Raw genomic sequence first — 21,065 nt, forward strand, 5'->3', positions numbered from 1 at the left:
TCATGAGTCAAATTCAAAACAACATCTGGGCCGCGCCCCGCCTGTCCATGCGCTGGTGGCCTGTGTTCCAGCGCAACTGGCTGGTCTGGAAAAAGCTGGCCATCCCCAGTTTGGTGGGCAACATCGCCGAGCCCCTCATGTGGCTGGTGGCCTTTGGCTACGGCTTGGGTTCGCTCGTCGGGCAGATTGAGTTGGGCGGCGAGAAGGTGCCCTACATCCTGTTCTTGGCCAGCGGCAGCATCTGCATGAGTGCCATGAACGCAGCGACCTTTGAGGCACTGTACTCGGCGTTCTCGCGCATGCATGTGCAAAAAACCTGGGACGGTATCATGAACGCCCCGGTGCGGCTGGACGATGTGGTGCTGGCCGAAATGCTGTGGGCCGCCTTCAAAGCGCTGTTCACCGTCACGGCCATTCTGGGTGTGATGATGGCCTTGGGCATCAGCCACAGCTGGAAGCTCTTGGTCGCCTGGCCCGTGCTGCTGGGCGTGGGCATCACCTTCAGCTGCATGGCGCTGATCTTCAACGCACTGGCCAAGGGCTACGACTTTTTCACCTACTACTTCACCCTGTTCCTCACGCCCATGATGTTCCTCTCGGGCATCTTCTTTCCGCGTGAACAACTGCCCGCGTTTGTGCGCGTGATCGCCGACTGGCTGCCGCTGTCGGTGGCCGTTGATTTGGTGCGGCCCCTCTTCATGGACCGCTGGCCAGAGCATCCAATGCGCAACGTGCTGGTGCTGGCCGTGTTTGCGGTGGTGTCGTTCTGGATCGCGTTGGCGTTGACGCGCAAGCGCTTCAGGAGCTGAACCTCATCCTTCACAGTGGGGGCATGTGTCAGCAATTCGCCCCCATCCACCCGCTAAGATCGTTCTTTTATTTCCATCACACACTTTCAAGGATTGAGCATGAGCATCCAGACCGTAGGCATCATTGGCGCAGGCACCATGGGCAATGGCATCGCACAGGCGTGCGCGGTGTCGGGCATCCCGGTGGTGATGGTTGATATCTCTGAAGCGGCCGTGGCCAAAGGCATTGCCACCGTCTCGGGCAGCCTGGACCGTCTGGTCAAGAAAGAAAAAATCAGCGAAGCCGACAAGGCCAAGGCTTTGGCGCTGATCAAGGGCAGCACTTCTTATGAAGACCTCAAGGCCACGCAGCTGGTCATCGAGGCCGCCACCGAAAACCAGGACCTCAAGGTCAAGATCTTGAAGCAACTCGACGGCATGCTGCCGGCCGAGGTCATCATCGCATCCAACACCTCGTCGATCTCGATCACCCAACTGGCCGCCGCCACGCAGCGCGCTGACCGCTTCATCGGCATGCACTTCTTCAACCCCGTGCCCATGATGGCGCTGGTGGAAATCATCCGTGGCCTGCAGACCAGCGACGCCACGCACGACGCCGTGCACGCCCTGGCCACCGCTTTGGGCAAGACCCCGATCACCGTCAAGAACGCCCCCGGCTTTGTCGTCAATCGCATCTTGGTGCCCATGATCAACGAAGCGCTGTTTGTGCTGTCCGAAGGGCTGGCCACAGCCGAAGACATCGATGCCGGCATGAAGCTCGGCTGCAACCAACCGATTGGCCCGCTGGCGCTGGCCGACATGATCGGTCTGGACGTGTGCCTGGCCGTGATGGAGGTCTACCTCAAGGAGTTCGGCGACAGCAAGTACCGCCCATGCCCGCTGCTCAAAGAAATGGTCGCTGCAGGCCGTTTGGGCCGCAAGACCGGTCAGGGCGTTTACACCTACTGATCAGGTGACCGTGTAAGCCTTGCGGCTTGCACGGCAGCTCAGTCTTCGCGGCTGGGGGTGCGCAACAGCACGATGTTTCGGTAGCCCAGGCGAATCAGACCTTGGTCCTGGAACTGCCGAAGCTGCTGGTTGACCCTTTGGCGCGAAGCCATCGCCGCTTGCGCCAGATCAGACTGGCTCACGCGCAGCATCACGCCATCGGGTACGGCAACGCTGTTGAATTTGGCGATGCGCTCCAGAGTGGCCCACACGCGTTGCTCCAGGCTGTGCATGCCTTGGTCGGCCAGGGTGTCGAAGAGTTGGTTGATGCGCAAGCCCAAGATGCGCAGCAGGTCCACGGCCACGGCCGGATCTCGGTTGATCAAGTCAATCAAACGGGGCCGTTCGATGTGCAGCACCTGGGTGGTGCCCACAGCCACCAAGTCAGCGGGGTAGGTGGTTTCGGCAAACACCGAACTCAATCCTGAAATTTCGCCGGGCAGCATCCAGCGCAGCAATTGCTCTTCGCCTTCGGGTGTGGTCACGCTCACACGCAAGCGCCCTTTGACCAGCAGCAAGGCGGTCGATGTGGCCTGACCTCTGCACAACACCACCTGACCTTCTTGCCAGTGGCGCAGCACGCCCACGCTGTGCAGCGCTTTGGCCGAGCGCGCCGTGAGGGCAGAGTTCTCGGCCCACACCTTGGTGAACACATCCGCATCCAGCGATTTGTAGACCGGCGCGCGCAAGGCCTTGCGTGTGTGTTTGTAGCTTGGCGTAGGGAGCTGCGGCATGTTGTCTTCCGTCGAGTTAGGGCTTGTTCTTTGAGTGCTTTCCCCTAAATTGTCACCTCAGAAACAATTTGCCGTTGCCCTGCACCATCAAATAGGCCCTGCCGAGCTTGACGGTGATCAAGTCACAGACCCAACAACGGAGACGACATGAAATTTTCTGCCCCTGCATTTCTGCGCACCACACTCGGTGCCATCGCTCTGACCCTGAGCGCCAACGCCATGGCGCAAACCCAGACCCTGCGCATCCAGGACTATCCGGGTCTGGGCAACATGATTGTTCGTGTGGCTGCAGCCAACGGCTATTGCGAAAAGAACGGTCTCAAGTGCGAACTCAAAACCATCCCCGCGGGTCCTTTGGGCATCCAGACCCTGATGGCTGGCGACATTGACGTCGCGTTTGGCCCTTCGGAAGTGGTGATTCAGGCCGCCAACAAAGGGGCTGACCTCAAGATCATCGGCAACGCCGCACGCGACAACATCTTCTTTTTGATGGCTGGTGCCCACACCGAGACGCCCAACGCCGCCAAAGGCTACCCCGCCGTGATGGCCGACCTCAAGGGCAAGAAGATTGGTGTGACGGCCCGCGGCTCCGGCGCTGAATTCCAGTTGCTCGACCTCCTCAAGGGCGCGGGCCTGTCGGGCGCTGATGTGACCATCGTGCCCGTGGGCGCGCCCAACACCGCCTTGCCTGCCATTGCCAACAAGCAAATTGACGCCGTGATGCTGTTTGCCCCCATGGACGGTTTTTGCGCCGCCATGAAAGTGTGCCGCGTGATTGTGGACCCCCGCAAAGGCGAAGGCCCCAAAGAGATCACGCAGCTCAACGGTGCCTCTGGCCCGATGACGGTGCGGGGTGACTTTGCGCAAAAGAACAGCGCCACGCTGGACGCTTTTGCCAAAGCCATGCGCGAGTCCGAAGCCTTCATTCAGAACCCCGCCAACTTTGCGGCCGTGCTCAAGGTCATCAACGACACCTTCAAGATCGATGGCCCTGCGGGTGCAGCAGCGGTCGAAGCCTCGTTGCGCAACTCGATTGGGGGTTCCAAATTCTCACTGGACCCCAAAGCCTTGCAGCACGCGGCCGACTACTTGTTCAACACCAAGCAGATCGACAAGAACTTTGACACCAGCAAGATCTTGCAACTGCGCTGATCGCTGCACGACCTGACCCCCTGATTGCATGAGCGGAGCACCTGAATTGAGCGCAACGTCCCTGGCCATCGCTGCCGATGGCGTGCACCTGAGCTTTGACGGCACCAACCAGGTGTTGTCCGATGTCTCGCTGCACGTTCGGCAAGGCGAGTTTGTCTCCCTGGTGGGCCCCAGCGGCTGTGGCAAAACCACGTTGCTGAACCTGGCCGCCGGGCTGGTGCCGCACACCGGCAAGGGCAGCTTGCAAGTGGGTGGCCAAGCGCCGCGTCAGGGCAACCCGCAAGTCGGCTACATGCTGGCCCGCGACAGCCTGATGCCCTGGAAAACCGCTTTGGGCAACGCCATGTTTGGCATGGAAGTGCGCGGCGTGCCGCGTGTCCAGGCGCAAGAACGTGCCCAAGCCATGTTGCAAGAAGTGGGTCTGGCCGGTTTTGAGAATGCCTTGCCCAAGGCCTTGTCGCACGGCATGCGCCAGCGCGTGGCCCTGGCGCGCACCTTTGCCATGGGCTCGCCGCTCTTGTTGATGGACGAGCCTTTTGGCGCGCTGGATGCGCAAACCAAATTGCAACTCGAAGACCTGTTGCTGCGCCTGTGCCAGCAACACAAGCAGTCGGTGTTGTTCGTCACGCACGACCTGTCCGAAGCGGTGGCCGTGTCCGACCGTGTGGTCGTCATGACTTCGCGCCCCGGTCGCATCGTGGCCGACATCACCATCGATCTGCCCCGCCCGCGCTCCATTCGCGAGCTGCAAAAAGACCCCCATTTCCACGAGCTGTATGCGCAGCTGTGGTCGCACCTCGAATCTGGCTGGAGCAAACATGAAGGCTGACACACTGCGCTGGGGCGGTGCCCACATCGTGTTCATCGCCGTCTTGTTGGCGCTGGGCGAGTGGCTCACCGTCAACCGCTGGCTCGACCCGACCTTTGTCGGTCAGCCCAGCGGCGTCATCCAATTTCTCTGGAACAACATCGCCACCGGCAAGCTCTGGACCGACCTGGGCTGGACCATGGCGGGCACGCTGATTTCGTTTGCCCTGGGCAGCTCGGCGGCCATGGCCGTGGGCCTGCTGTTTGTGGCCTTCCCCAAGGTCGAGAAATTCCTCGACCCCTACCTCAACGCCATGAACGTGATGCCCCGCATCGCCTTGGCCCCGCTGTTCATCTTGTGGTTTGGCTTGGGCCTGGGCTCCAAGATCGCCGTGGGTTGCAGCCTGACGTTTTTCATCGTGTTGTCGAGCACGGTGGCCGGCATTCGCGGCGTGAGCCAGGACCACGTCACGCTGTGCAAAACCCTGGGGGCCAGCGCCGTGACCACTTTCTTCCAAGTCACCTTGCCAGGCGCTGTGCCGGTGATCTTCTCGGGTCTGCGCCTGGGTCTGATCTACGCCATGTTGGGCGTGATCGGTGCCGAGATCATCGCGTCCGAAAAAGGCCTGGGCCAGTCGCTGGCCTACCTGGGCTCCACCTTTGAAGTCAATGGCGTGATGGCGCTGCTGCTGGTGCTGGCCCTGCTGGGCGTTGCCGTGGTGCGCACCATGACCTGGCTCGAAAAACGTTTGCTGCACTGGCAATGAGCCGGGCTGTTTTGACACATCAAGGAGAACAAAAAATGAAATTCCGTCACATCCAAGTCGACCCCATGACGCCCACCATCGGCGGCATGATCAGCGGCGTTGACCTGAATAACACCCGCTCGGAAGACGTTTACGAAGAAATCAAGCAAGCGCTGTGGCAATACGGCGTGGTGTTCTTCCGCAAGCAGGCCTTGAAGCCCGAGGCCTACATCCGCCTGGGTGCAAATTTCGGTGAGATGGAGCAGCACGAGTTCTTTCCGCACATCGAAGGCCATCCGCAAATCCAGCTGATCTCCAACCAAGGCCACGAAGCCCCCGAGACCGACCGCTGGCACACCGACGTGACCTTCCGCAAGAAGCCCAACATGGTCTCGATCTTGCGCATCACCGACTTGCCCCCGTCGGGCGGCGACACGATGTGGATGCACGCGGGTGCTGCGTATGACGCGCTCAACCCCGGCATGCAACAAATGCTGGAGGGCCTGCAGGCCGATCACGATTTGCCTTGGCACTTTCGCCGCATCAATGCCAACGAACGCCTGGCGCAACGGGCCTCGGCCAAGAGCGGCATGATGGTGCAGGCCAGCCAGCAAGAGTGCAAGATGATCGAGAACACGCCCACGGTGACGCACCCGGCCGTGATCACGCACCCCTACAACGGCCGCAAGATTTTGTTCGTCAACTCGATCTGGACCAAGCGCCTGCTGGGCATGCACATGGACCTGTCCGAGGCGGTGCTCAACATGCTCTACGAATGGGTGAAAAAGCCCGAATTCATGGTGCGCTTTCGCTGGGAAAAAGACTCGGTGGCCATGTGGGACAACTGCGCCACGCAGCACTACGCCGTGTTCGACTACGCGCCGCACTACCGCGCAGGCCAGCGCATGACTTGCGGCAGCTTTGTGCCCACCTTGAACCCCGGTGCCGGTGCTGCGGCAGGCGGTCAGCCTTCGGTGATGCGCCAGCTGCTGGACACCACCCGCATGCAAGCGGCCAGCCCGCGTGAACAGCAAGCGGTGGAAGCCATCTTCAGCGCACTCGAAAGCGTGGACCTGAACGCGGTGGCCAACGCGGCTCAGCGACGTTGAAACTGGGACGCACCCTTACATGAGTTCAATGAACCCCATCGATCTGGCCGACCACGACCTGGCTGCCTTGCAGGAGGCCCGCGACTTGCTGGGCCGTGCCCGGCAAGCGGCTGCTGAGCTGGCCCGCTGGACCCCCGAGCAGGCCAAGCAAGTGGCCAAGCAGGTGGCCGCCGCTTTGCTGCCGCGTGCCGAGTTTTATGCCGAGTGGGCCGTGCGCGAAAGCCGCATCGGCAAAGTCGCCGACAAGATCGCCAAGAACCAGATCGCCTGCACGCTGACGCCGACCGCTTGGGACAATGTGGCGCTGGGTGGTGTGCGCCGCAACGATGCGCTGCGCATCGTCGAGATCGGTCGCCCTGCGGGGGTGGTGGTGGGCTTGTCCAACTCCACCTCGCCGGTGGCCACCATCCTCTTCAAAACCATCATGTGCCTGATGACGCGCAACGCGCTGGTCATCTCGCCGCACCCGGTGGCGCTGGGCTGCTGCACCGCCGTGACCAACGAGTTGCAAGCCGCCATTGAGGCCGCAGGCGGCCCTGCCCACGCGGTGCAAATTTTGACGCGCCCCACGGTGGAAGCCACGGGTGCCCTGATGCGCGACAGCCGCACCGACGTGATTTTGGCTACCGGTGGCACGCCCATGGTGCGCGCCGCCTACGGCTCGGGCAACCCCGCCATTGGCGTGGGCTCGGGCAATGTGCCGATTTATGTGGACGCCAGCGCCGACATCGAAGCGGCTGCGCAGACCATTGTGGCCGCCAAGAACTTTGACCACGGCAGCCCTTGCTCGGCCCCTTCGGTGCTGATGCTGCACGCCAGCATCGCCGTGCAGATGCAGCAAGCGCTGGCCCGCCAGGGTGCGCATGTGTGCACCGAAGACGAGGCGCAGAAGATTCAAAACCACGCCTTTCCCGGTGGCAAGTTCAACGGCAAGGTGGTCGGCCGCCCAGCGCACGAAATTGCACAAGCTGCAGGCGTGCAGGTGCCGGTGGATTGCCTGGCGTTGGTCTGCCCCATCGCCCAGCCGCAAGCCGGCCATGTGCTGCTGAAAGAAAAACTCTCGCCGATTTTGGGTTGCGTGGTGGTGCAGGACATCGACCAAGCCATTGGCGTGGCGCGCCTCATGCTGCAGCACAGCGGCGCGGGCCACACCTCGGGCATCCATTCGGCCAGCGCCGAGCAGGCCGTGGTCTGGGGCGCGGCCCTTGACTATTACCGCGTGGTCGTCAACGGCTCCACGGTGCACGACACCACCGGTGCCAACACCGGCTTGCCCTACACCTTCACCATCGGCACGGGTTACGCGGGCAAAAGCTCGGTGGACTGCAACGTCGGCCCCGAGTTGCTGGTCAACTGGAAACGCGTGGCCTTTCCGCTGCCCGGTGGCTGGGCCGGGGCCATGGCTTCGGGCGCGGCCTCTGCGGCTGCTTCGGCCGGTGCCTCACCGTCTCAACTGTCCACCCTCACGCCTGAACTCCAGGCCATGGTCCTGCGCATCGTGCAGGAAGAACTCGAACACCTTCGCTGAAAGCCCTTCATGTCCACTTTGCGCAGCTATATTTTTCTGGACCGCTTGCAGCCACAACTGATGTGTTTGCTGGGTTCCACCGCCCGTGGTTTCCTGCCGCGCCACAACGACGCGGCCATGCTCATCGAAGTGGCCCCCGGCATGGACATCGAGTGGCTGACCGACATCGCCCTCAAGCACGACGACGTCAAACCCGGCAACCTGGTGGTCGAGCGTCAGTTTGGCTATCTGGAGTTCCACGGTCAGTCTTCTTCGTCGGTCAAGTCGGCCGGTGCTGCGGTGCTCGAAGCCATGGGCGTGAGCGAGAAGAGCGTGCTCAAGCCCGAAATTTTGGCCTCCAAGGTCATTGACCGGGTCGACGGTTACCACGCGTTTTTGATCAACCGCAGCAAGTCCGGCAGCATGCTTTTGCCCGGCGAGTCGCTCTACATCATGGAGATGACCACATCTTCGTATGCGCTGCTGGTGGCCAACGAGGCCGAAAAAGCCGCCAACGTGAAGCTGATCGACTGTCGCTTCATGGGCCCGGCCGGTCGCTTGTACCTGTCGGGCAATGCCTCGGACGTGCGGGCCGCAGCCGCTGTGGCCGAGGCGGTGATTCGCGACGCCGGAGGTGCTGCATGAGCGCAGACGCTTTGCGCGCACAAATTCGGGCGCAGGTGCGCACGGCCCTGGGTGCCAAAGCCACGGGTGCAGACACATCGGTGGCCGCCTTGATGCAGCGCTTTGAAGCCGGTTACGCCGCTGCGAATGCCGAGGCGATCGTGGCCTGCTTTGCCCCCGATGTGGTCTGGACCTTGCCCGACTCGCGTGTGCTGAATGGCCGCGCCGCATGCTCGGCGTTTTTGAAAGAACGCTTTGCCAGCCCCACAGGCCCCAAGTTCTCGGACTCGCACATGAACGTGCTGGGCCAAACCGTGGTGCAAAACTACAAGGTGGGCGTGCCCTTGCCCGGTGGTCAATCGGTCACCCTGGACGGCACCGATGTGTACCAAATCCGCGATGGCCTGATCGCCCGCAAAGACGCTTATTGGAAGCAGATTGGTGCGCCCAAACCAGCAGCTCCGGCCGCTGCGCCAGCGACTGCACCAGCGACTGCATCGCAGGGTGTGGTGGTGCCCTTGCGTGTGGGCACGGCCGCCCACGCACAAGCGCTGACCGACTTGTTCAAGCGCCTGGCCGCCAGCCCGGCTTTGCTGCAGGCCGCGCAATCGGGCCTGCTGCGTTTTGACATGCGCGTGGACGAAGCGGCCGTCAAGGCGGTGGCCGCTGCTGCGCCTGCCCCGCAAGCCGCTGCCGCTACCCCAACCACGTCGGCCATGGCGGCTACCACCGCCACCGACCCGGCCGCCTGCTGTTCCTCGTGCAAGGCCGGCAAGGCCTGCGAGTGCAAGGGCGACACCTGCGAGTTGCACGATCACCAAGTGGACTTGCCCGAACTCAAGGGCGTGATCGGCGAGAAGCTGCTCAAAACCCTGCCGCCGAGCGTGAAAACCGTTCGGCTGCATCCCAAGGCGGTCATGACCCCCTTGGGCAAAGAAGCCCTGCGCAAGCGCGGCATCACCATTGACCGAGGAACTACCCCATGAAAACAGGAACCGTGATCGGCCGCATCGTGGCCAGCAAACGCTTGCCCGAGTTGCCACCCGGCGCATTGCTGGAGGTGCAGCTGGACTACCCCAAAGACGTGGTGGTCTGCTTTGACCCCATGGGTTGCGGCATTGGCGAGCGCGTGATGATCACCATCGGCGCACCTGCGGCCTGGTGGTTCGCCCCGGCCCACCCGCGTGTGGTGGCCGATGCGCTCATCATCGCCTCGCTCGACAACTACGACACCCCAACGCCGATGCGTTGAACCTTTTCCCCCTCACCCTTTTCTTCAACCCTTTCTTTTTTAACCCCTCAAGGAGACTCTCATGTCACAAGCCATCGGAATGATCGAAACCAAAGGTTATGTTGCTGCTTTCGCTGCCGCTGACGCCATGGTCAAAGCCGCCAACGTCAACATCGTTGGCAAAAAAGAAGTCGGTGGCGGTCTCGTCGCCATCATCGTTTCGGGCGACGTGGGTGCCGTCAAGGCCGCCACAGAAGCCGGTGCTGAAGCCGCAGGCGCGATCGGTGAAGTGGTGTCTTGCCACGTCATCCCGCGTCCACACGCTGACGTGTCCAAAGCCTTCGACGGCAAGTGATCGACAGCTGCCCCAGATAAGGAGGCCGCATGGCCACAAGCAAAAAAGCCGCAGCGCCCACCAAGCCGGCCGCTGAGCTTCGGGTTTACCTGACGCTCACCGACCTGCAGCCCCAGTTCTCCTCGTGGATGAGTTCGCCTTTGGGCGCACGCGGCTACGTGGCGATGCAAGGCACCCACGCGCTGCTGGTGGAGATCGCCCCCGGGCTGTCCATCCAGCGCGTGATCGACTTGGCCCTGAAAGCCGAGCCCACGCTGGAGCCGGGCATCCTGGCCGTCGAGCGGCAGTTTGGCGTGTTGGAGTTGCACAGCAACGACAGCGCCGCCCTGCAGCGCGCAGGCCAGGTCATCCTGGACTGGATGGGGGCCAAGGCCGAAGACCAACTGCGCCCGCATCTGCTGTACAGCGACATTCTGGAAAACGTGACCGATCAGCACGCCGTGCTGATGAACCGCACGCGCCAAGCCAGCATGGTGCTGCCCGGCGACCACATGCTGCTGATGGAAGTGGCCCCGGCCCTGTTTGGTGCCCACATGGCCAACGAAGCCGAAAAAGTCGCGCCCGACCTGACCCTGGTCGAGTGCAGCATGATCGGTGCCAGTGGCCGCATGTACCTGACCGGCAGCATGGCCTCGCTTGAAAAAGCCAAGGCACATGTCGAGCAATTGCTGGCCGAGATTCCGGGCCGCGCCTGACGGCGACAGCCGCCGGATGCCGTCTCAGGCCGTCTCAGGCCGTCTCAGGCCGTCTCAGGCCGTCACTGCGAGGAGCCTGCGACGCGGCAGTCCAGCTGCGGCGCTTGAAGAGCTCCTGTGTCGCCAATTTTTGCCCGCGATGGCGAAATGAGGGATTCGCCATCGCGGACGGCATGAGCGCGAAGACGTGGTGGCCGCCCAAGCCTGTCACCCGGGTGAAAGGCATGCGGGACACCACGCTCTAGCATCTGATTCATGAACCTCACCCCCCACCCCGAAGGCCAGATCGATTGCACCGTCCACGGTGCAGTCCTTCAGATTTGCATCAACCGCCCTGCCAAGCGCAACGGCTTCACGCCCAAGATGTTCCGCGAGTTGGGCGAGGCCTACACCCGGCTCGACGACGACCCTGCGCTGCGCGTGGGCGTGCTGTGCGCGGCGGGGGACCATTTCACTGCCGGGCTGGATTTGCCGACCATTGCACCGCTGATGAAGCGTGGTGAAAAGTCGGTGCCGCTGGGCCTGGTGGACCCGCTGAATCTGGGCATGGAGGGCTATCGCCGCCGCGTCAAACCCATGGTGGTGGCGGTGCAGGGCATCACCTACACGCTGGGCATCGAGCTGATGTTGGCGGCCGACATCGTGGTCGCGGCCGATGACTGCCGCTTCTCGCAGCTGGAGGTGCAGCGCGGCATCATGGCCACGGGCGGTGCCACGCTGCGCATGGCCGAGCGGGCGGGCATGGGCAATGCGCTCTTGCATTTGCTCACAGCCGATGTGTTCGACAGCGCCGAAGCCCTGCGCCTGAACTTTGTGCAAAAGGTGGTGCCAGCGGCGGACCTTTTGCCTGAGGTCATGCGCATCGCCGGGCAGATCGCCGCGCAAGCGCCGCTGGCGGTGGTGGCCACGCGGCAAAACGTGCTCAAGGCGGTGGAGCACGGCCCGCTGGTGGCGATGCACGATTTTCTGTCGGTGCAAAGAACGCTATCCAACAGCGACGACGCCGCAGAAGGCGTGCGCTCGTTTGTTGAAAAAAGACCGGCCCGTTTTACCGGTCAGTGAGCGCTGGGCGGGTCGCTTGACGAGAGCGCTTGAATATCGCGTCGCAGATCCGCCACCTCGTGGCGAAGGTGACGGATTTCGTGCATCAGGTCTTTTTCAATTTGCCGCTCTTCGTCTTCAACTTCTTTTTCGACAAAGATGGCCGACAGGGAGGCGGTGACCAGCGACAGCACTGCCAGACCCAAGAGCACCACAATCACCGAGAAAGCACGCGATGCATGGGTGGAGGGCACCACATCGCCAAAACCCACCGTGGCTGCTGTGGTGAAGGCCAGCCACAGACCATCAGACAGGGTGTGGATGTGGGGGTCAATCACCCAAAAGCCCACACCCCCCAGCCCCAAAATGGCCACCGCCAAGAGCAGTGAGTAAATCAGGCCTTGATGAATGATGCGGCTGAACCGCCGGGGATGTGATCGCATGCCTTGATTTTCATCCATTTGGCGAGCAGCGCTTGTGACGCATGTCAGCGTTCGGTGTGGTGGCCCAGGGACAGGCGCTGCCTGTGGGCCACAATCGACGCATGACCGATACGACCGCTGTGCAACACCCTTATGCCGAATTGACCCCTGACCGGGTGATGGACGCCCTGTCTGAACTCGGCTTGTGGCCCGACGGGCGTTTGCTGGCGCTCAGCTCTTACGAAAACCGCGTTTACCGCGTGCACTTGGACGAGCCCGAACAAGGCCACCAGGCGGTGGTGCTCAAGTTCTACCGCCCGGGACGCTGGAGCCGCGAACAGATTCAGGAAGAGCATGACTTTGCGGCCGAGCTGGTGGCGGGCGAGGTGCCGGTGGTCGCGCCTTTGACCTTGGGTGGTCAGACCTTGCACCACAGCGCGGGTTTTGATTTTTCAGTCAGCCCTTTGCGCGGCGGGCGCAGGCCCGAGCTGGACGACTTTGAAGTGCTGGAATGGATTGGCCGTTTTCTGGCCCGCATCCACACCGTGGGGGCAGCGCAGCCATTTGCGCACCGGCCCACGCTGGACGTGCAGACCTTTGCGCTGGAGCCGGCCGAATGGCTGAAAACCCATCAGATGATTCCGCTCGAGGTAGAGCGTGAATGGCAGACCACACTGGCGCAGGCCGTGGACATCATCCAGACCAAGATGGCGCAAGGTGCGGCAGATCGCCGCCTGTTGCGCCTGCACGGCGATTGCCATCCTGGCAACATCTTGTGGACGCCCACCGACATGCCTGGCGGCGGCCCGCACTTTGTGGATCTGGACGATGCCCGCATGGGCCCGGCGGTGCAGGACCTGTGGATGCTTTTGTCGGGCGACCGCCGCCAACGCACCGAACAGTTGTCAGCGCTGGTCGAGGGCTACGAACAGGTGCGCGACCTGGACCGGGCGGAGCTGCACCTGATCGAGCCCCTGCGCACCTTGCGCTTGATCCATTACAGCGCTTGGTTGGCCAGGCGTTGGGAAGACCCGATTTTCCCGGTCAACTTCCCGTGGTTTGGCACGCCCGACTATTGGCGCGGCCAGGTGCTCATGCTGCAAGAGCAGATCGAGCAGATGCAGGAAGCGCCTTTGGTGGTGTGAGTCTGCCGAGTTTCAGAAGGGCGCGGCGTCCAGGCGTGAGTCCCCGTCTGAAGGCATTCACACAGATAATTTCCCCCATGACCGACAAACTCAAGCTGTACCTCGATTTGATCCGCTGGAACCGGCCTGCGGGCTGGTTGCTGTTGCTCTGGCCTTCGCTGGCGGCTTTGTGGGTGGCTGCGGGCGGCTTTCCGGGTTGGCACCTGATCGCGGTCTTCACCCTGGGCACCATCCTCATGCGCAGCGCAGGGTGTTGCATCAACGATGTGGCCGACCGTGACTTCGACAAGCACGTCAAGCGCACCGCCAACCGCCCGGTGACGAGTGGGCGCATCGGCACAAAGGAAGCTTTGCTGGTGGGCGCTGCGCTGGCGTTGTGCGCGTTTGGGCTGGTCCTGACCACCAACGCAGCGACCATCCAGTGGTCGTTTGCCGCTTTGGCGGTGACCTTGCTGTATCCCTATGCCAAGCGCTATGTATCGATGCCGCAGGCGGTGCTGGGTGTGGCGTTCAGTTTTGGCATTCCGATGGCTTTCGCTGCGGTGCAGGGCCAGGTGCCGCTGCTGGCCTGGGCTTTGTTGTTGGGCAACCTGTTTTGGGTGCTGGCCTACGACACCGAATACGCCATGGTGGACCGGGACGATGATTTGAAGATTGGCATGAAGACCTCGGCCATCACCTTGGGCGACCAGGATGTGCCCGCCATCATGGGTTTTTATGTGGCGTACCTGTTGATCTGGGCATGGCTGCTCAATGCCCCGCAGCAAGGCGTGGGCTTCTGGCTGGCTTGGGCCGTGTCAGCAGCTCAGGTGGTTTGGCACTACCTGTTGATCCGCCAGCGCAGCCGCGAGGGCTGTTTCCAGGCCTTTCGGCTGAACCACTGGCTGGGCTTCAGCGTGTTTGTGGGCGTGGTTCTACGCGACCTTTGATCAGGTTTTGCCGAACTCGTCGCCCAGCTCGCGGGCGCGCAGCTCGGCCGCTTGCATGGCTTTCACAAAGGCGGGTTTGATGCCTGCCGCCTCCATGGCGGTCAGGGCCGCATAGGTGGTGCCGCCTTTGGATGTGACGCGCTGGCGCAGCACTTCGGGCGACTCGGTCGATGCCGCCGCCAAAGAGGACGCCCCCGAGAACGTGGCCACAGCCAGTTGGTAGGCCTGTTCGGCCGACAGGCCCATGCCGACACCGGCTTCGGTCATGGCTTCGAGGAAATAAAACACGTAAGCCGGGCCTGAGCCCGACAGGGCCGTCACGGCGTCCAGTTGCGACTCTTGCGCGACCCACAGGTATTGCCCAGTGGTGCCGATCACCTGCTCGACCAGTGCCTTGTCTGCGGCAGAGACGCTGGGGCAAGGGTACAGCGCGGTCATGCCTTGGCCGACCAGTGCTGGCGTGTTGGGCATGCAACGCACCACGCGCTCGGTGCCCACCCAGCGGCTGATACTGTCGGTGCGGATGCCGGCGGCCACCGACAGGTGCAAGGCATTGCCGGTGTGGGGCATGACGGGTGCTGCGGCTTCGCTGAACATCTGCGGTTTGACCGCCCAGACCACCAGGTCGGCCTGCGCCAGTGCCGGGCTGGCCGAGGGCAGTGCGCTGATGCCAAAGTCCTTGAGCAGATTGGCGGCGGTCTCTGCAAAGGGCTCCACCACGGTGATTTGCGCTGGCTTCATGCCCTGGCGGATCAGGCCGCCGATGATGGCGCTGGCCATGTTGCCGCCGCCGATGAATGCGATGTGTTGTGAAGGTGTGCTCATGTCGGTGTGTCCCTAGGGTGTTTGCTTGGAAAACGCAATGCGGGAATTGTCGCTGTTTGTGCCAAGGCGTTTGCGTTAGCCTTGCGGGCATGGACTACATCCTTTCAATTGACCAAGGAACCACCAGCTCACGCGCGGTGGTGTTTGACCGGGCTGGCCAGCCCGTGGCGATCGCGCAGCGCGAGTTTGCGCAGCATTTCCCGCAGCCCGGCTGGGTGGAGCACGATGCCCATGAGATCTGGCAAACCCAGCTGGCCGTGATGCAGGAGGTGCTCGCGCGCGCAGGCCTCTCGGCGCGCCAGTTGCGCGCGATTGGCTTGACCAATCAGCGCGAAACCACCGTCTTGTGGGACCGCAAGACAGGAGAGCCCATCGCGCCCGCCATTGTTTGGCAGGACCGACGAACCGTCGCGCATTGCGAGGCCCTGCGTGCAGCCGGGCTGGCCGACAAAATCGCCCGCAAGACGGGTTTGGTGCTGGATGCGTATTTTTCCGGCACCAAGCTGGCCTGGCTGCTGGACCATGTGCCGGGCGCCCGGGTAAGGGCTGAGCGTGGTGAGCTGGCTTTTGGCACCGTGGACAGCTGGTTGGTGTGGAAGCTCACGGGGGGGCGCGTCCATGCCACGGACCCCAGCAATGCTTCGCGGACCTTGTTGTTCAATTTGAAACAAGGCGCCTGGGATCCTGAGTTGCTGGTCATGCTCCGCATCCCGAAAGAGGTCTTGCCTCAAGTGTTGCCCTCGTGCGGCGTGGTGGCCGAAACCGAGGCCGCTTTGCTGGGCGTGAGTGTGCCGATTGCGGGGTGGGCAGGCGATCAGCAGGCCGCATTGTTTGGCCAAGCTTGTTTTGCGCCGGGCATGGCCAAGAACACCTATGGCACCGGCTGCTTCATGCTGATGAACACGGGCAGCAAGCCCGTGGTCAGCCGGCATCGCTTGCTCAGCACGGTGGCTTGGCAGGGGCCCGCTTCGTCTGAACATGCCAGAGCGTATGCGCTGGAAGGATCGGTGTTCATGGCGGGCGCAACGGTGCAGTGGTTGCGCGATGGCTTGCAACTGATCCAAAGTGCGCCCGAGGTCGAGGCCTTGGCGGCCAGTGTGGCGGACACGGGGGATGTCTTCCTGGTGCCTGCTTTTGCAGGTTTGGGTGCCCCTGATTGGGATGGCCAGGCGCGCGGCACCTTGTTGGGCATGACGCGGGGCACAACCCGTGCCCACATTGCTCGCGCAGCGCTGGAGGCCATTGCCTTGCAGACCGCCGATGTATTTCAAGCCATGAGTGCCGACAGCGGCTTGCAGCTGCAGGAGTTGCGGGTAGATGGTGGCGCTTGCAGGAACAATTTGTTGATGCAAATACAGGCCGATGTGCTGGGTGTGTCGGTGGTGCGCAGCCAGGTCAGTGAAACCACGGCTTTGGGCGCTGCTTATTTGGCAGGACTGGCCACTGGTTTTTGGTCGGGTGCCGACGAAATTTCTGCGCAGTGGCAAGAAGAGCGGCGGTTTGAACCGCAATGGACGGCCTCGCAGCGCAGTGAGCGTCAGGCGCGATGGCGTCAGGCGGTGAACCGCGCCAGAAAATGGGCGGTTTGAGTGATTCATGGCGCTCAATTCAATAAAGTAGGGCTCTTTCCAGGCGCAATGAGTCACTTAAATGAGGTTCAATCCAAAATTCTTTGTGAAAGTTGTTGACGCCCCGATTTTTTTCTGACAGAATCGTGGGCTTCGCTTTGCAAAAAGCGTAAGTATCTGCCCAATCTGAAGTGCTGCGAGTGGTTTGCGGTGTGGATGACGGGTCCAAGACTGATTCCTGTTTGGTGGCTTTGGCTGCTGAGTGAGGGATACAAGTTGGGAATAAAGAAATGATCCAGACAGAAACTCGGTTGGATGTGGCCGACAACACCGGCGCTAAGTCCGTGCTGTGCATCAAGGTGCTCGGCGGGTCCAAGCGTCGCTATGCAAGTGTTGGCGACATCATCAAGGTGAGCATCAAAGAAGCCGCTCCACGTGGTCGCGTCAAAAAAGGCGAGGTTTACAGTGCAGTGGTGGTTCGTACAGCCAAGGGCATCCGCCGTGGCGATGGCTCGCTCGTTAAGTTTGATGGCAACGCTGCAGTGTTGCTGAACGCAAAGTTGGAGCCTATCGGCACCCGCATCTTCGGCCCCGTGACGCGTGAACTGCGTACCGAGAAGTTCATGAAGATCGTGTCCTTGGCTCCTGAAGTACTGTAAGGACGCGCCATGAACAAGATTCGCAAAGGCGACGAAATCATCGTCATCACAGGTCGTGACAAAGGCAAACGTGGCACCGTGTCACTGCGCGCCAGCGATTCGCACCTCGTGATTGAAGGTGTGAACCTCGTCAAAAAGCACGCAAAGCCAAACCCCATGAAGGGCACAACTGGCGGCATCATCGAAAAGGCCATGCCGATTCACCAATCCAATGTGGCGATTTTCAACGCCGCAACGGGCAAGGCTGATCGCGTGGGCATCAAGCTGCAAGCTGACGGCAAACGCGTTCGCGTTTACAAGTCCAGCGGCGAAGAAATCAAGGTGGCATGAGCATGGCACGTTTGCAACAAATCTTCCGCGAGAAAATCGCTGCTGAACTGACGGCCAAATTTGGCTACACGTCACCCATGCAGGTTCCTCGCATCACCAAGATCACTCTGAACATGGGTGTGTCTGAGGCTGTGGCTGACAAAAAAGTCATGGACCACGCTGTGAGCGACTTGACCAAGATTGCAGGCCAAAAGCCTGTGGTGACCAAGGCCAAGAAAGCGATCGCCGGTTTCAAGATCCGTGAACAACAACCTATCGGTTGCATGGTGACTCTGCGTGGCGTTCAGATGTATGAATTCCTGGACCGTTTCGTGACCGTGGCTTTGCCACGCGTTCGTGACTTCCGTGGTATCTCTGGTCGCGCATTTGACGGTCGTGGTAACTACAACATCGGCGTCAAAGAACAGATCATTTTCCCTGAAATTGAGTACGACAAGGTCGATGCCTTGCGCGGTCTCAACATCAGCATCACCACAACGGCCAAGTCCGACGAAGAGTGCAAAGCACTTTTGACGGCTTTCCGCTTCCCCTTCAAGAACTGAGGTGTCACGTGGCTAAAGTAGCTTTGATCGAGCGTGAGCTCAAGCGTGAAAAACTGGCGGCCAAGTACGCGAAAAAATACGCGGAACTGAAAGCCATCGCCAATGATGCCAAGCGCAGCGATGAAGAGCGTGCAGTTGCCCGTCTGGGTCTGCAAAAGCTCCCACGCAACGCCAACCCCACGCGCCAGCGCAACCGTTGCGAAATCACCGGTCGCCCACGTGGCACATTCCGTCAATTTGGTCTGGGCCGCGCCAAGATCCGTGAACTTGCCTTCCAAGGCAACATTCCGGGCGTGACCAAGGCCAGCTGGTAATCGGCAGGAGAGATACAACATGAGCATGAGTGATCCTATTGCCGATCTGTTGACCCGCATCCGCAACGCACAAATGGTTTCCAAAGCCATGGTGTTGGTTCCTTCTTCCAAAGTGAAGGTGGCCATTGCCCAAGTGCTGAAAGATGAAGGCTACATTGACGGCTTCCAAATCAAAACCGAAGGCGGCAAAGCCACCCTCGAAATCGCCCTGAAGTACTACGCCGGTCGCCCTGTGATCGAGCGCATTGAGCGTGTGAGCCGTCCTGGCCTGCGCGTGTACAAAGGCAGCGATGCAATTCCTCAGGTCCAAAACGGCCTGGGCGTCGCCATCGTCACCACGCCCAAAGGTGTGATGACCGACCGCAAAGCGCGCGCAGCCGGTGTCGGCGGCGAAGTGCTGTGCTACGTCGCTTAAAGGCAGGAGAGACTGAATGTCCCGAGTAGGAAAAATGCCTGTGACCATCCCCGCTGGTGTGGATGTGTCCATCAATGCAACACAAATCAGTGTGAAAGGTACGGGTGGTCAATTGGCCATCTCTGCCAACATGCTGGTCACAGTGAACAACGAAGGCGGCAAGCTGAGTTTTGCCCCCGCCAATGATTCACGCGAAGCCAATGCCATGAGCGGCACCATGCGTCAGCTGGTGAACAACATGGTGACAGGCGTGACCAAGGGCTTCGAGAAGAAGCTGAACCTGGTCGGCGTGGGTTACAAAGCGGCAGCCTCTGGTGCCAAACTGAACCTGGCCGTGGGTTACTCCCATCCCGTCAACATCGACATGCCTGCGGGCATCACGGTGGCCACCCCGACCGCGACTGAAATCGTGATCAAGGGTGCTGACCGTCAACGTGTTGGCCAAATTGCTGCTGAGATCCGTGCTGTTCGTCCTCCCGAGCCTTACAAAGGCAAAGGCATCCGTTATTCGGATGAGAAGATCACGATCAAAGAGACTAAGAAGAAATAAGGAGCTGCATCATGATGACCAAGAAAGAGCAGCGTCTCCGTCGTGCACGTCAAACACGCATCCGCATTGCACAGCAAGGCGTGGCCCGTTTGACCGTGAACCGCACCAACCTGCACATTTACGCCAGCGTTATCTCTGGCTGCGGCACCAAAGTGTTGGCCAGCGCCTCCACAGCCGAAGCCGAAGTGCGTACGGCCCTGGGTGCAGCGGGCAAAGGTGGCAATGCCGCCGCCGCCGCCGTCATTGGCAAGCGCATTGCTGAAAAAGCAAAAGCTGCTGGCGTTGAGAAGGTCGCCTTCGACCGCGCAGGTTTCGCTTACCACGGTCGTGTCAAGGCTTTGGCCGAGGCAGCCCGTGAAGCAGGTCTGCAGTTCTAAACGGATCGGAATTACAAATGGCTAAATTTACAGCAAAACCGCAAGCTGACGGTCCAGAAGACGGTCTGCGCGAGAAGATGATCGCGGTCAACCGCGTCACCAAGGTGGTCAAGGGTGGCCGTATCCTGGGTTTCGCAGCGTTGACAGTGGTGGGTGATGGCGACGGCAAAGTCGGCATGGGCAAAGGCAAATCGAAAGAAGTGCCAGTGGCTGTGCAAAAGGCAATGGAAGAAGCCCGCCGCAACCTGAACAAAGTTGCTTTGAAGAACGGCACGATTCACCACGCAGTGACGGGTCACCACGGCGCAGCGCGCGTCATGATGGCGCCAGCACCCAAGGGTACCGGCATCATCGCTGGCGGTCCTATGCGTGCTGTGTTTGAAGTGGTCGGCATCACCGACATCGTGGCCAAGAGCCATGGTTCTTCGAACCCCTACAACATGGTTCGCGCCACTCTGGACGCCCTGGCCAATTGCACAACAGCCTCTAACGTGGCTGCCAAGCGTGGCAAGTCGGTTGAAGAGTTGTTCGTCTGAACTGGAGATCGAACATGTCTACCCAAACTACCGTGAAAGTCCAATTGGTGCGTAGCCCTATTGGTACCAAGCAATCCCACCGCGACACCGTTCGTGGCTTGGGTCTGCGCAAACTCAACAGCGTCAGCGAATTGCAGGACACGCCCGCAGTGCGCGGCATGATCAACAAGATCAGCTACCTGGTCAAAGTTCTCTAAGAGGCCGATGATGGAACTCAATAGCATCAAGCCCGCAGAGGGCTCCAAGCACGCCGCACGTCGTGTTGGCCGTGGTATCGGTTCGGGTCTGGGTAAAACCGCCGGCCGTGGTCACAAGGGTCAAAAATCCCGCTCTGGCGGTTACCACAAAGTGGGCTTCGAAGGCGGTCAAATGCCTCTCCAGCGCCGTCTGCCCAAGCGCGGTTTCAAATCGCACTTGTTGAAATACAACGCAGAAATCACCTTGACCACACTGAGCGAGCTCGGTTTGGCGGAAGTGGATCTGTTGACCCTGAAGCAGGCTGGCCTCGTGCCTGAGCTGGCCAAGGTGGTCAAAGTGATCAAAACTGGTGAACTCACCGCAGCCGTCAAGTTGACGGGTATCGGTGCGACAGCAGGTGCCAAGGCAGCGATTGAAGCTGCTGGTGGCTCCGTGGCCTGAATGTTGATGGTCGAGAC

29 protein-coding genes are annotated in these 21,065 nt (G+C 61.1%); 26 read left to right on the forward strand and 3 right to left on the reverse strand.

Translation table 11 applies throughout. The features are described 5' to 3' along the window. Window positions 1–2 precede the first annotated feature (2 nt). Window positions 3–809, forward strand: coding sequence for an ABC transporter permease (locus tag B9Z43_RS06925; RefSeq protein WP_108324072.1), 807 nt, complete (start codon window positions 3–5; stop codon window positions 807–809). Between the two features lie 99 nt (window positions 810–908). Continuing rightward, a complete protein-coding gene (locus B9Z43_RS06930; protein WP_108324073.1) occupies window positions 909–1,757 on the forward strand; it encodes a 3-hydroxybutyryl-CoA dehydrogenase in 849 nt (282 codons plus the stop codon). A gap of 38 nt (window positions 1,758–1,795) precedes the next feature. Here B9Z43_RS06930 and B9Z43_RS06935 read toward each other — a convergent pair whose 3' ends face one another. Further along, window positions 1,796–2,530 (reverse strand): Crp/Fnr family transcriptional regulator, encoded by a 735-nt coding sequence (locus tag B9Z43_RS06935; RefSeq protein ID WP_108324074.1) that lies wholly within the window; start codon window positions 2,528–2,530, stop codon window positions 1,796–1,798. Window positions 2,531–2,677: 147 nt separating this feature from the next. On the opposite strand from B9Z43_RS06935, the gene B9Z43_RS06940 reads away from it, so the two are divergent. The 11 genes from B9Z43_RS06940 (at window position 2,678) to B9Z43_RS06990 (ending at window position 11,818) form a co-directional block, all read left to right on the forward strand. After that, the gene (locus B9Z43_RS06940) at window positions 2,678–3,682 is read left to right on the forward strand and encodes an ABC transporter substrate-binding protein (protein WP_108324075.1); all 1,005 of its coding nucleotides are present in this window, start codon (window positions 2,678–2,680) and stop codon (window positions 3,680–3,682) included. 28 nt (window positions 3,683–3,710) lie between these two features. After that, on the forward strand, window positions 3,711–4,511 hold the full coding sequence (locus B9Z43_RS06945; protein WP_108324076.1) for an ABC transporter ATP-binding protein: 801 nt from the start codon (window positions 3,711–3,713) through the stop codon (window positions 4,509–4,511). Next, window positions 4,501–5,256, forward strand: coding sequence for an ABC transporter permease (locus tag B9Z43_RS06950; protein WP_108324077.1), 756 nt, complete (start codon window positions 4,501–4,503; stop codon window positions 5,254–5,256). Before B9Z43_RS06945 ends, B9Z43_RS06950 begins: the two co-directional genes overlap by 11 nt. A 35-nt stretch (window positions 5,257–5,291) precedes the next feature. Beyond that, complete coding sequence (locus B9Z43_RS06955) at window positions 5,292–6,344, forward strand: TauD/TfdA family dioxygenase (RefSeq protein ID WP_158270079.1); 1,053 nt, start codon at window positions 5,292–5,294, stop codon at window positions 6,342–6,344. Between the two features lie 28 nt (window positions 6,345–6,372). After that, entirely contained in the window at window positions 6,373–7,872 is a 1,500-nt protein-coding gene (locus B9Z43_RS06960) for an aldehyde dehydrogenase family protein (protein WP_158270080.1), read from the forward strand. Window positions 7,873–7,881: 9 nt separating this feature from the next. After that, window positions 7,882–8,496, forward strand: a complete 615-nt coding sequence (locus B9Z43_RS06965; protein WP_108324080.1) for a BMC domain-containing protein — start codon at window positions 7,882–7,884, stop codon at window positions 8,494–8,496. After that, the gene (locus B9Z43_RS06970) at window positions 8,493–9,461 is read left to right on the forward strand and encodes a nuclear transport factor 2 family protein (protein WP_108324081.1); all 969 of its coding nucleotides are present in this window, start codon (window positions 8,493–8,495) and stop codon (window positions 9,459–9,461) included. The genes B9Z43_RS06965 and B9Z43_RS06970 overlap by 4 nt, the downstream gene beginning before the upstream one ends. After that, a complete protein-coding gene (locus tag B9Z43_RS06975) occupies window positions 9,458–9,727 on the forward strand; it encodes a EutN/CcmL family microcompartment protein (protein ID WP_108324082.1) in 270 nt (89 codons plus the stop codon). The genes B9Z43_RS06970 and B9Z43_RS06975 overlap by 4 nt, the downstream gene beginning before the upstream one ends. 61 nt (window positions 9,728–9,788) lie before the next feature. Further along, window positions 9,789–10,061, forward strand: a complete 273-nt coding sequence (locus B9Z43_RS06980; protein WP_019427480.1) for a BMC domain-containing protein — start codon at window positions 9,789–9,791, stop codon at window positions 10,059–10,061. A gap of 29 nt (window positions 10,062–10,090) precedes the next feature. Continuing rightward, a complete protein-coding gene (locus B9Z43_RS06985) occupies window positions 10,091–10,756 on the forward strand; it encodes a microcompartment protein (RefSeq protein ID WP_108324083.1) in 666 nt (221 codons plus the stop codon). Window positions 10,757–11,011: 255 nt separating this feature from the next. Next, entirely contained in the window at window positions 11,012–11,818 is an 807-nt protein-coding gene (locus B9Z43_RS06990) for a crotonase/enoyl-CoA hydratase family protein (RefSeq protein ID WP_108324084.1), read from the forward strand. On the opposite strand, the gene B9Z43_RS06995 is transcribed toward B9Z43_RS06990, so the two are convergent. Beyond that, window positions 11,812–12,240, reverse strand: coding sequence for a potassium channel family protein (locus B9Z43_RS06995; RefSeq protein ID WP_108324161.1), 429 nt, complete (start codon window positions 12,238–12,240; stop codon window positions 11,812–11,814). The genes B9Z43_RS06990 and B9Z43_RS06995 overlap by 7 nt on opposite strands. A gap of 101 nt (window positions 12,241–12,341) precedes the next feature. Here B9Z43_RS06995 and B9Z43_RS07000 point away from each other — a divergent pair, with 101 nt between their 5' ends. Next, window positions 12,342–13,364, forward strand: a complete 1,023-nt coding sequence (locus tag B9Z43_RS07000; protein ID WP_108324162.1) for a serine/threonine protein kinase — start codon at window positions 12,342–12,344, stop codon at window positions 13,362–13,364. Between the two features lie 77 nt (window positions 13,365–13,441). Then, window positions 13,442–14,293, forward strand: coding sequence for a 4-hydroxybenzoate octaprenyltransferase (gene ubiA / locus B9Z43_RS07005; protein ID WP_108324085.1), 852 nt, complete (start codon window positions 13,442–13,444; stop codon window positions 14,291–14,293). Here ubiA and proC read toward each other — a convergent pair whose 3' ends face one another. After that, window positions 14,294–15,118: a pyrroline-5-carboxylate reductase gene (gene proC, locus B9Z43_RS07010; RefSeq protein ID WP_108324086.1), complete on the reverse strand. Its 825-nt coding sequence runs from the start codon at window positions 15,116–15,118 to the stop codon at window positions 14,294–14,296. A gap of 89 nt (window positions 15,119–15,207) precedes the next feature. On the opposite strand from proC, the gene glpK reads away from it, so the two are divergent. From glpK to rplO, 11 genes are all read left to right on the forward strand, one after another. Then, on the forward strand, window positions 15,208–16,707 hold the full coding sequence (glpK, locus tag B9Z43_RS07015; protein WP_108324087.1) for a glycerol kinase GlpK: 1,500 nt from the start codon (window positions 15,208–15,210) through the stop codon (window positions 16,705–16,707). 269 nt (window positions 16,708–16,976) lie between these two features. After that, window positions 16,977–17,345, forward strand: coding sequence for a 50S ribosomal protein L14 (gene rplN / locus B9Z43_RS07020; RefSeq protein ID WP_053172537.1), 369 nt, complete (start codon window positions 16,977–16,979; stop codon window positions 17,343–17,345). A 9-nt stretch (window positions 17,346–17,354) separates the two neighbouring features. After that, window positions 17,355–17,675 (forward strand): 50S ribosomal protein L24, encoded by a 321-nt coding sequence (rplX, locus tag B9Z43_RS07025; protein WP_108324088.1) that lies wholly within the window; start codon window positions 17,355–17,357, stop codon window positions 17,673–17,675. Between the two features lie 2 nt (window positions 17,676–17,677). Further along, entirely contained in the window at window positions 17,678–18,217 is a 540-nt protein-coding gene (gene rplE / locus B9Z43_RS07030) for a 50S ribosomal protein L5 (protein WP_108324163.1), read from the forward strand. Window positions 18,218–18,225: 8 nt separating this feature from the next. Beyond that, on the forward strand, window positions 18,226–18,531 hold the full coding sequence (gene rpsN, locus B9Z43_RS07035) for a 30S ribosomal protein S14 (protein ID WP_108324089.1): 306 nt from the start codon (window positions 18,226–18,228) through the stop codon (window positions 18,529–18,531). A gap of 19 nt (window positions 18,532–18,550) precedes the next feature. Beyond that, the gene (gene rpsH, locus B9Z43_RS07040) at window positions 18,551–18,946 is read left to right on the forward strand and encodes a 30S ribosomal protein S8 (RefSeq protein ID WP_108324090.1); all 396 of its coding nucleotides are present in this window, start codon (window positions 18,551–18,553) and stop codon (window positions 18,944–18,946) included. 16 nt (window positions 18,947–18,962) lie between these two features. After that, window positions 18,963–19,496, forward strand: coding sequence for a 50S ribosomal protein L6 (gene rplF / locus B9Z43_RS07045; protein WP_108324091.1), 534 nt, complete (start codon window positions 18,963–18,965; stop codon window positions 19,494–19,496). 11 nt (window positions 19,497–19,507) lie between these two features. Continuing rightward, entirely contained in the window at window positions 19,508–19,873 is a 366-nt protein-coding gene (rplR, locus tag B9Z43_RS07050; protein WP_108324092.1) for a 50S ribosomal protein L18, read from the forward strand. Window positions 19,874–19,890: 17 nt separating this feature from the next. Next, the gene (gene rpsE, locus B9Z43_RS07055) at window positions 19,891–20,409 is read left to right on the forward strand and encodes a 30S ribosomal protein S5 (protein ID WP_108324093.1); all 519 of its coding nucleotides are present in this window, start codon (window positions 19,891–19,893) and stop codon (window positions 20,407–20,409) included. Between the two features lie 14 nt (window positions 20,410–20,423). Next, complete coding sequence (gene rpmD / locus B9Z43_RS07060; protein ID WP_108324094.1) at window positions 20,424–20,606, forward strand: 50S ribosomal protein L30; 183 nt, start codon at window positions 20,424–20,426, stop codon at window positions 20,604–20,606. 10 nt (window positions 20,607–20,616) lie between these two features. Continuing rightward, window positions 20,617–21,048 carry a 50S ribosomal protein L15 gene (rplO, locus tag B9Z43_RS07065; RefSeq protein ID WP_108324164.1) on the forward strand — a complete coding sequence of 144 codons (432 nt, stop codon included), beginning with the start codon at window positions 20,617–20,619 and terminating at the stop codon, window positions 21,046–21,048. The last annotated feature ends 17 nt before the right edge of the window (window positions 21,049–21,065 follow it).

Origin of the sequence: Limnohabitans sp. MMS-10A-192, from assembly GCF_003063335.1 — a bacterium.
GTDB lineage: Bacteria > Pseudomonadota > Gammaproteobacteria > Burkholderiales > Burkholderiaceae_C > Limnohabitans_A.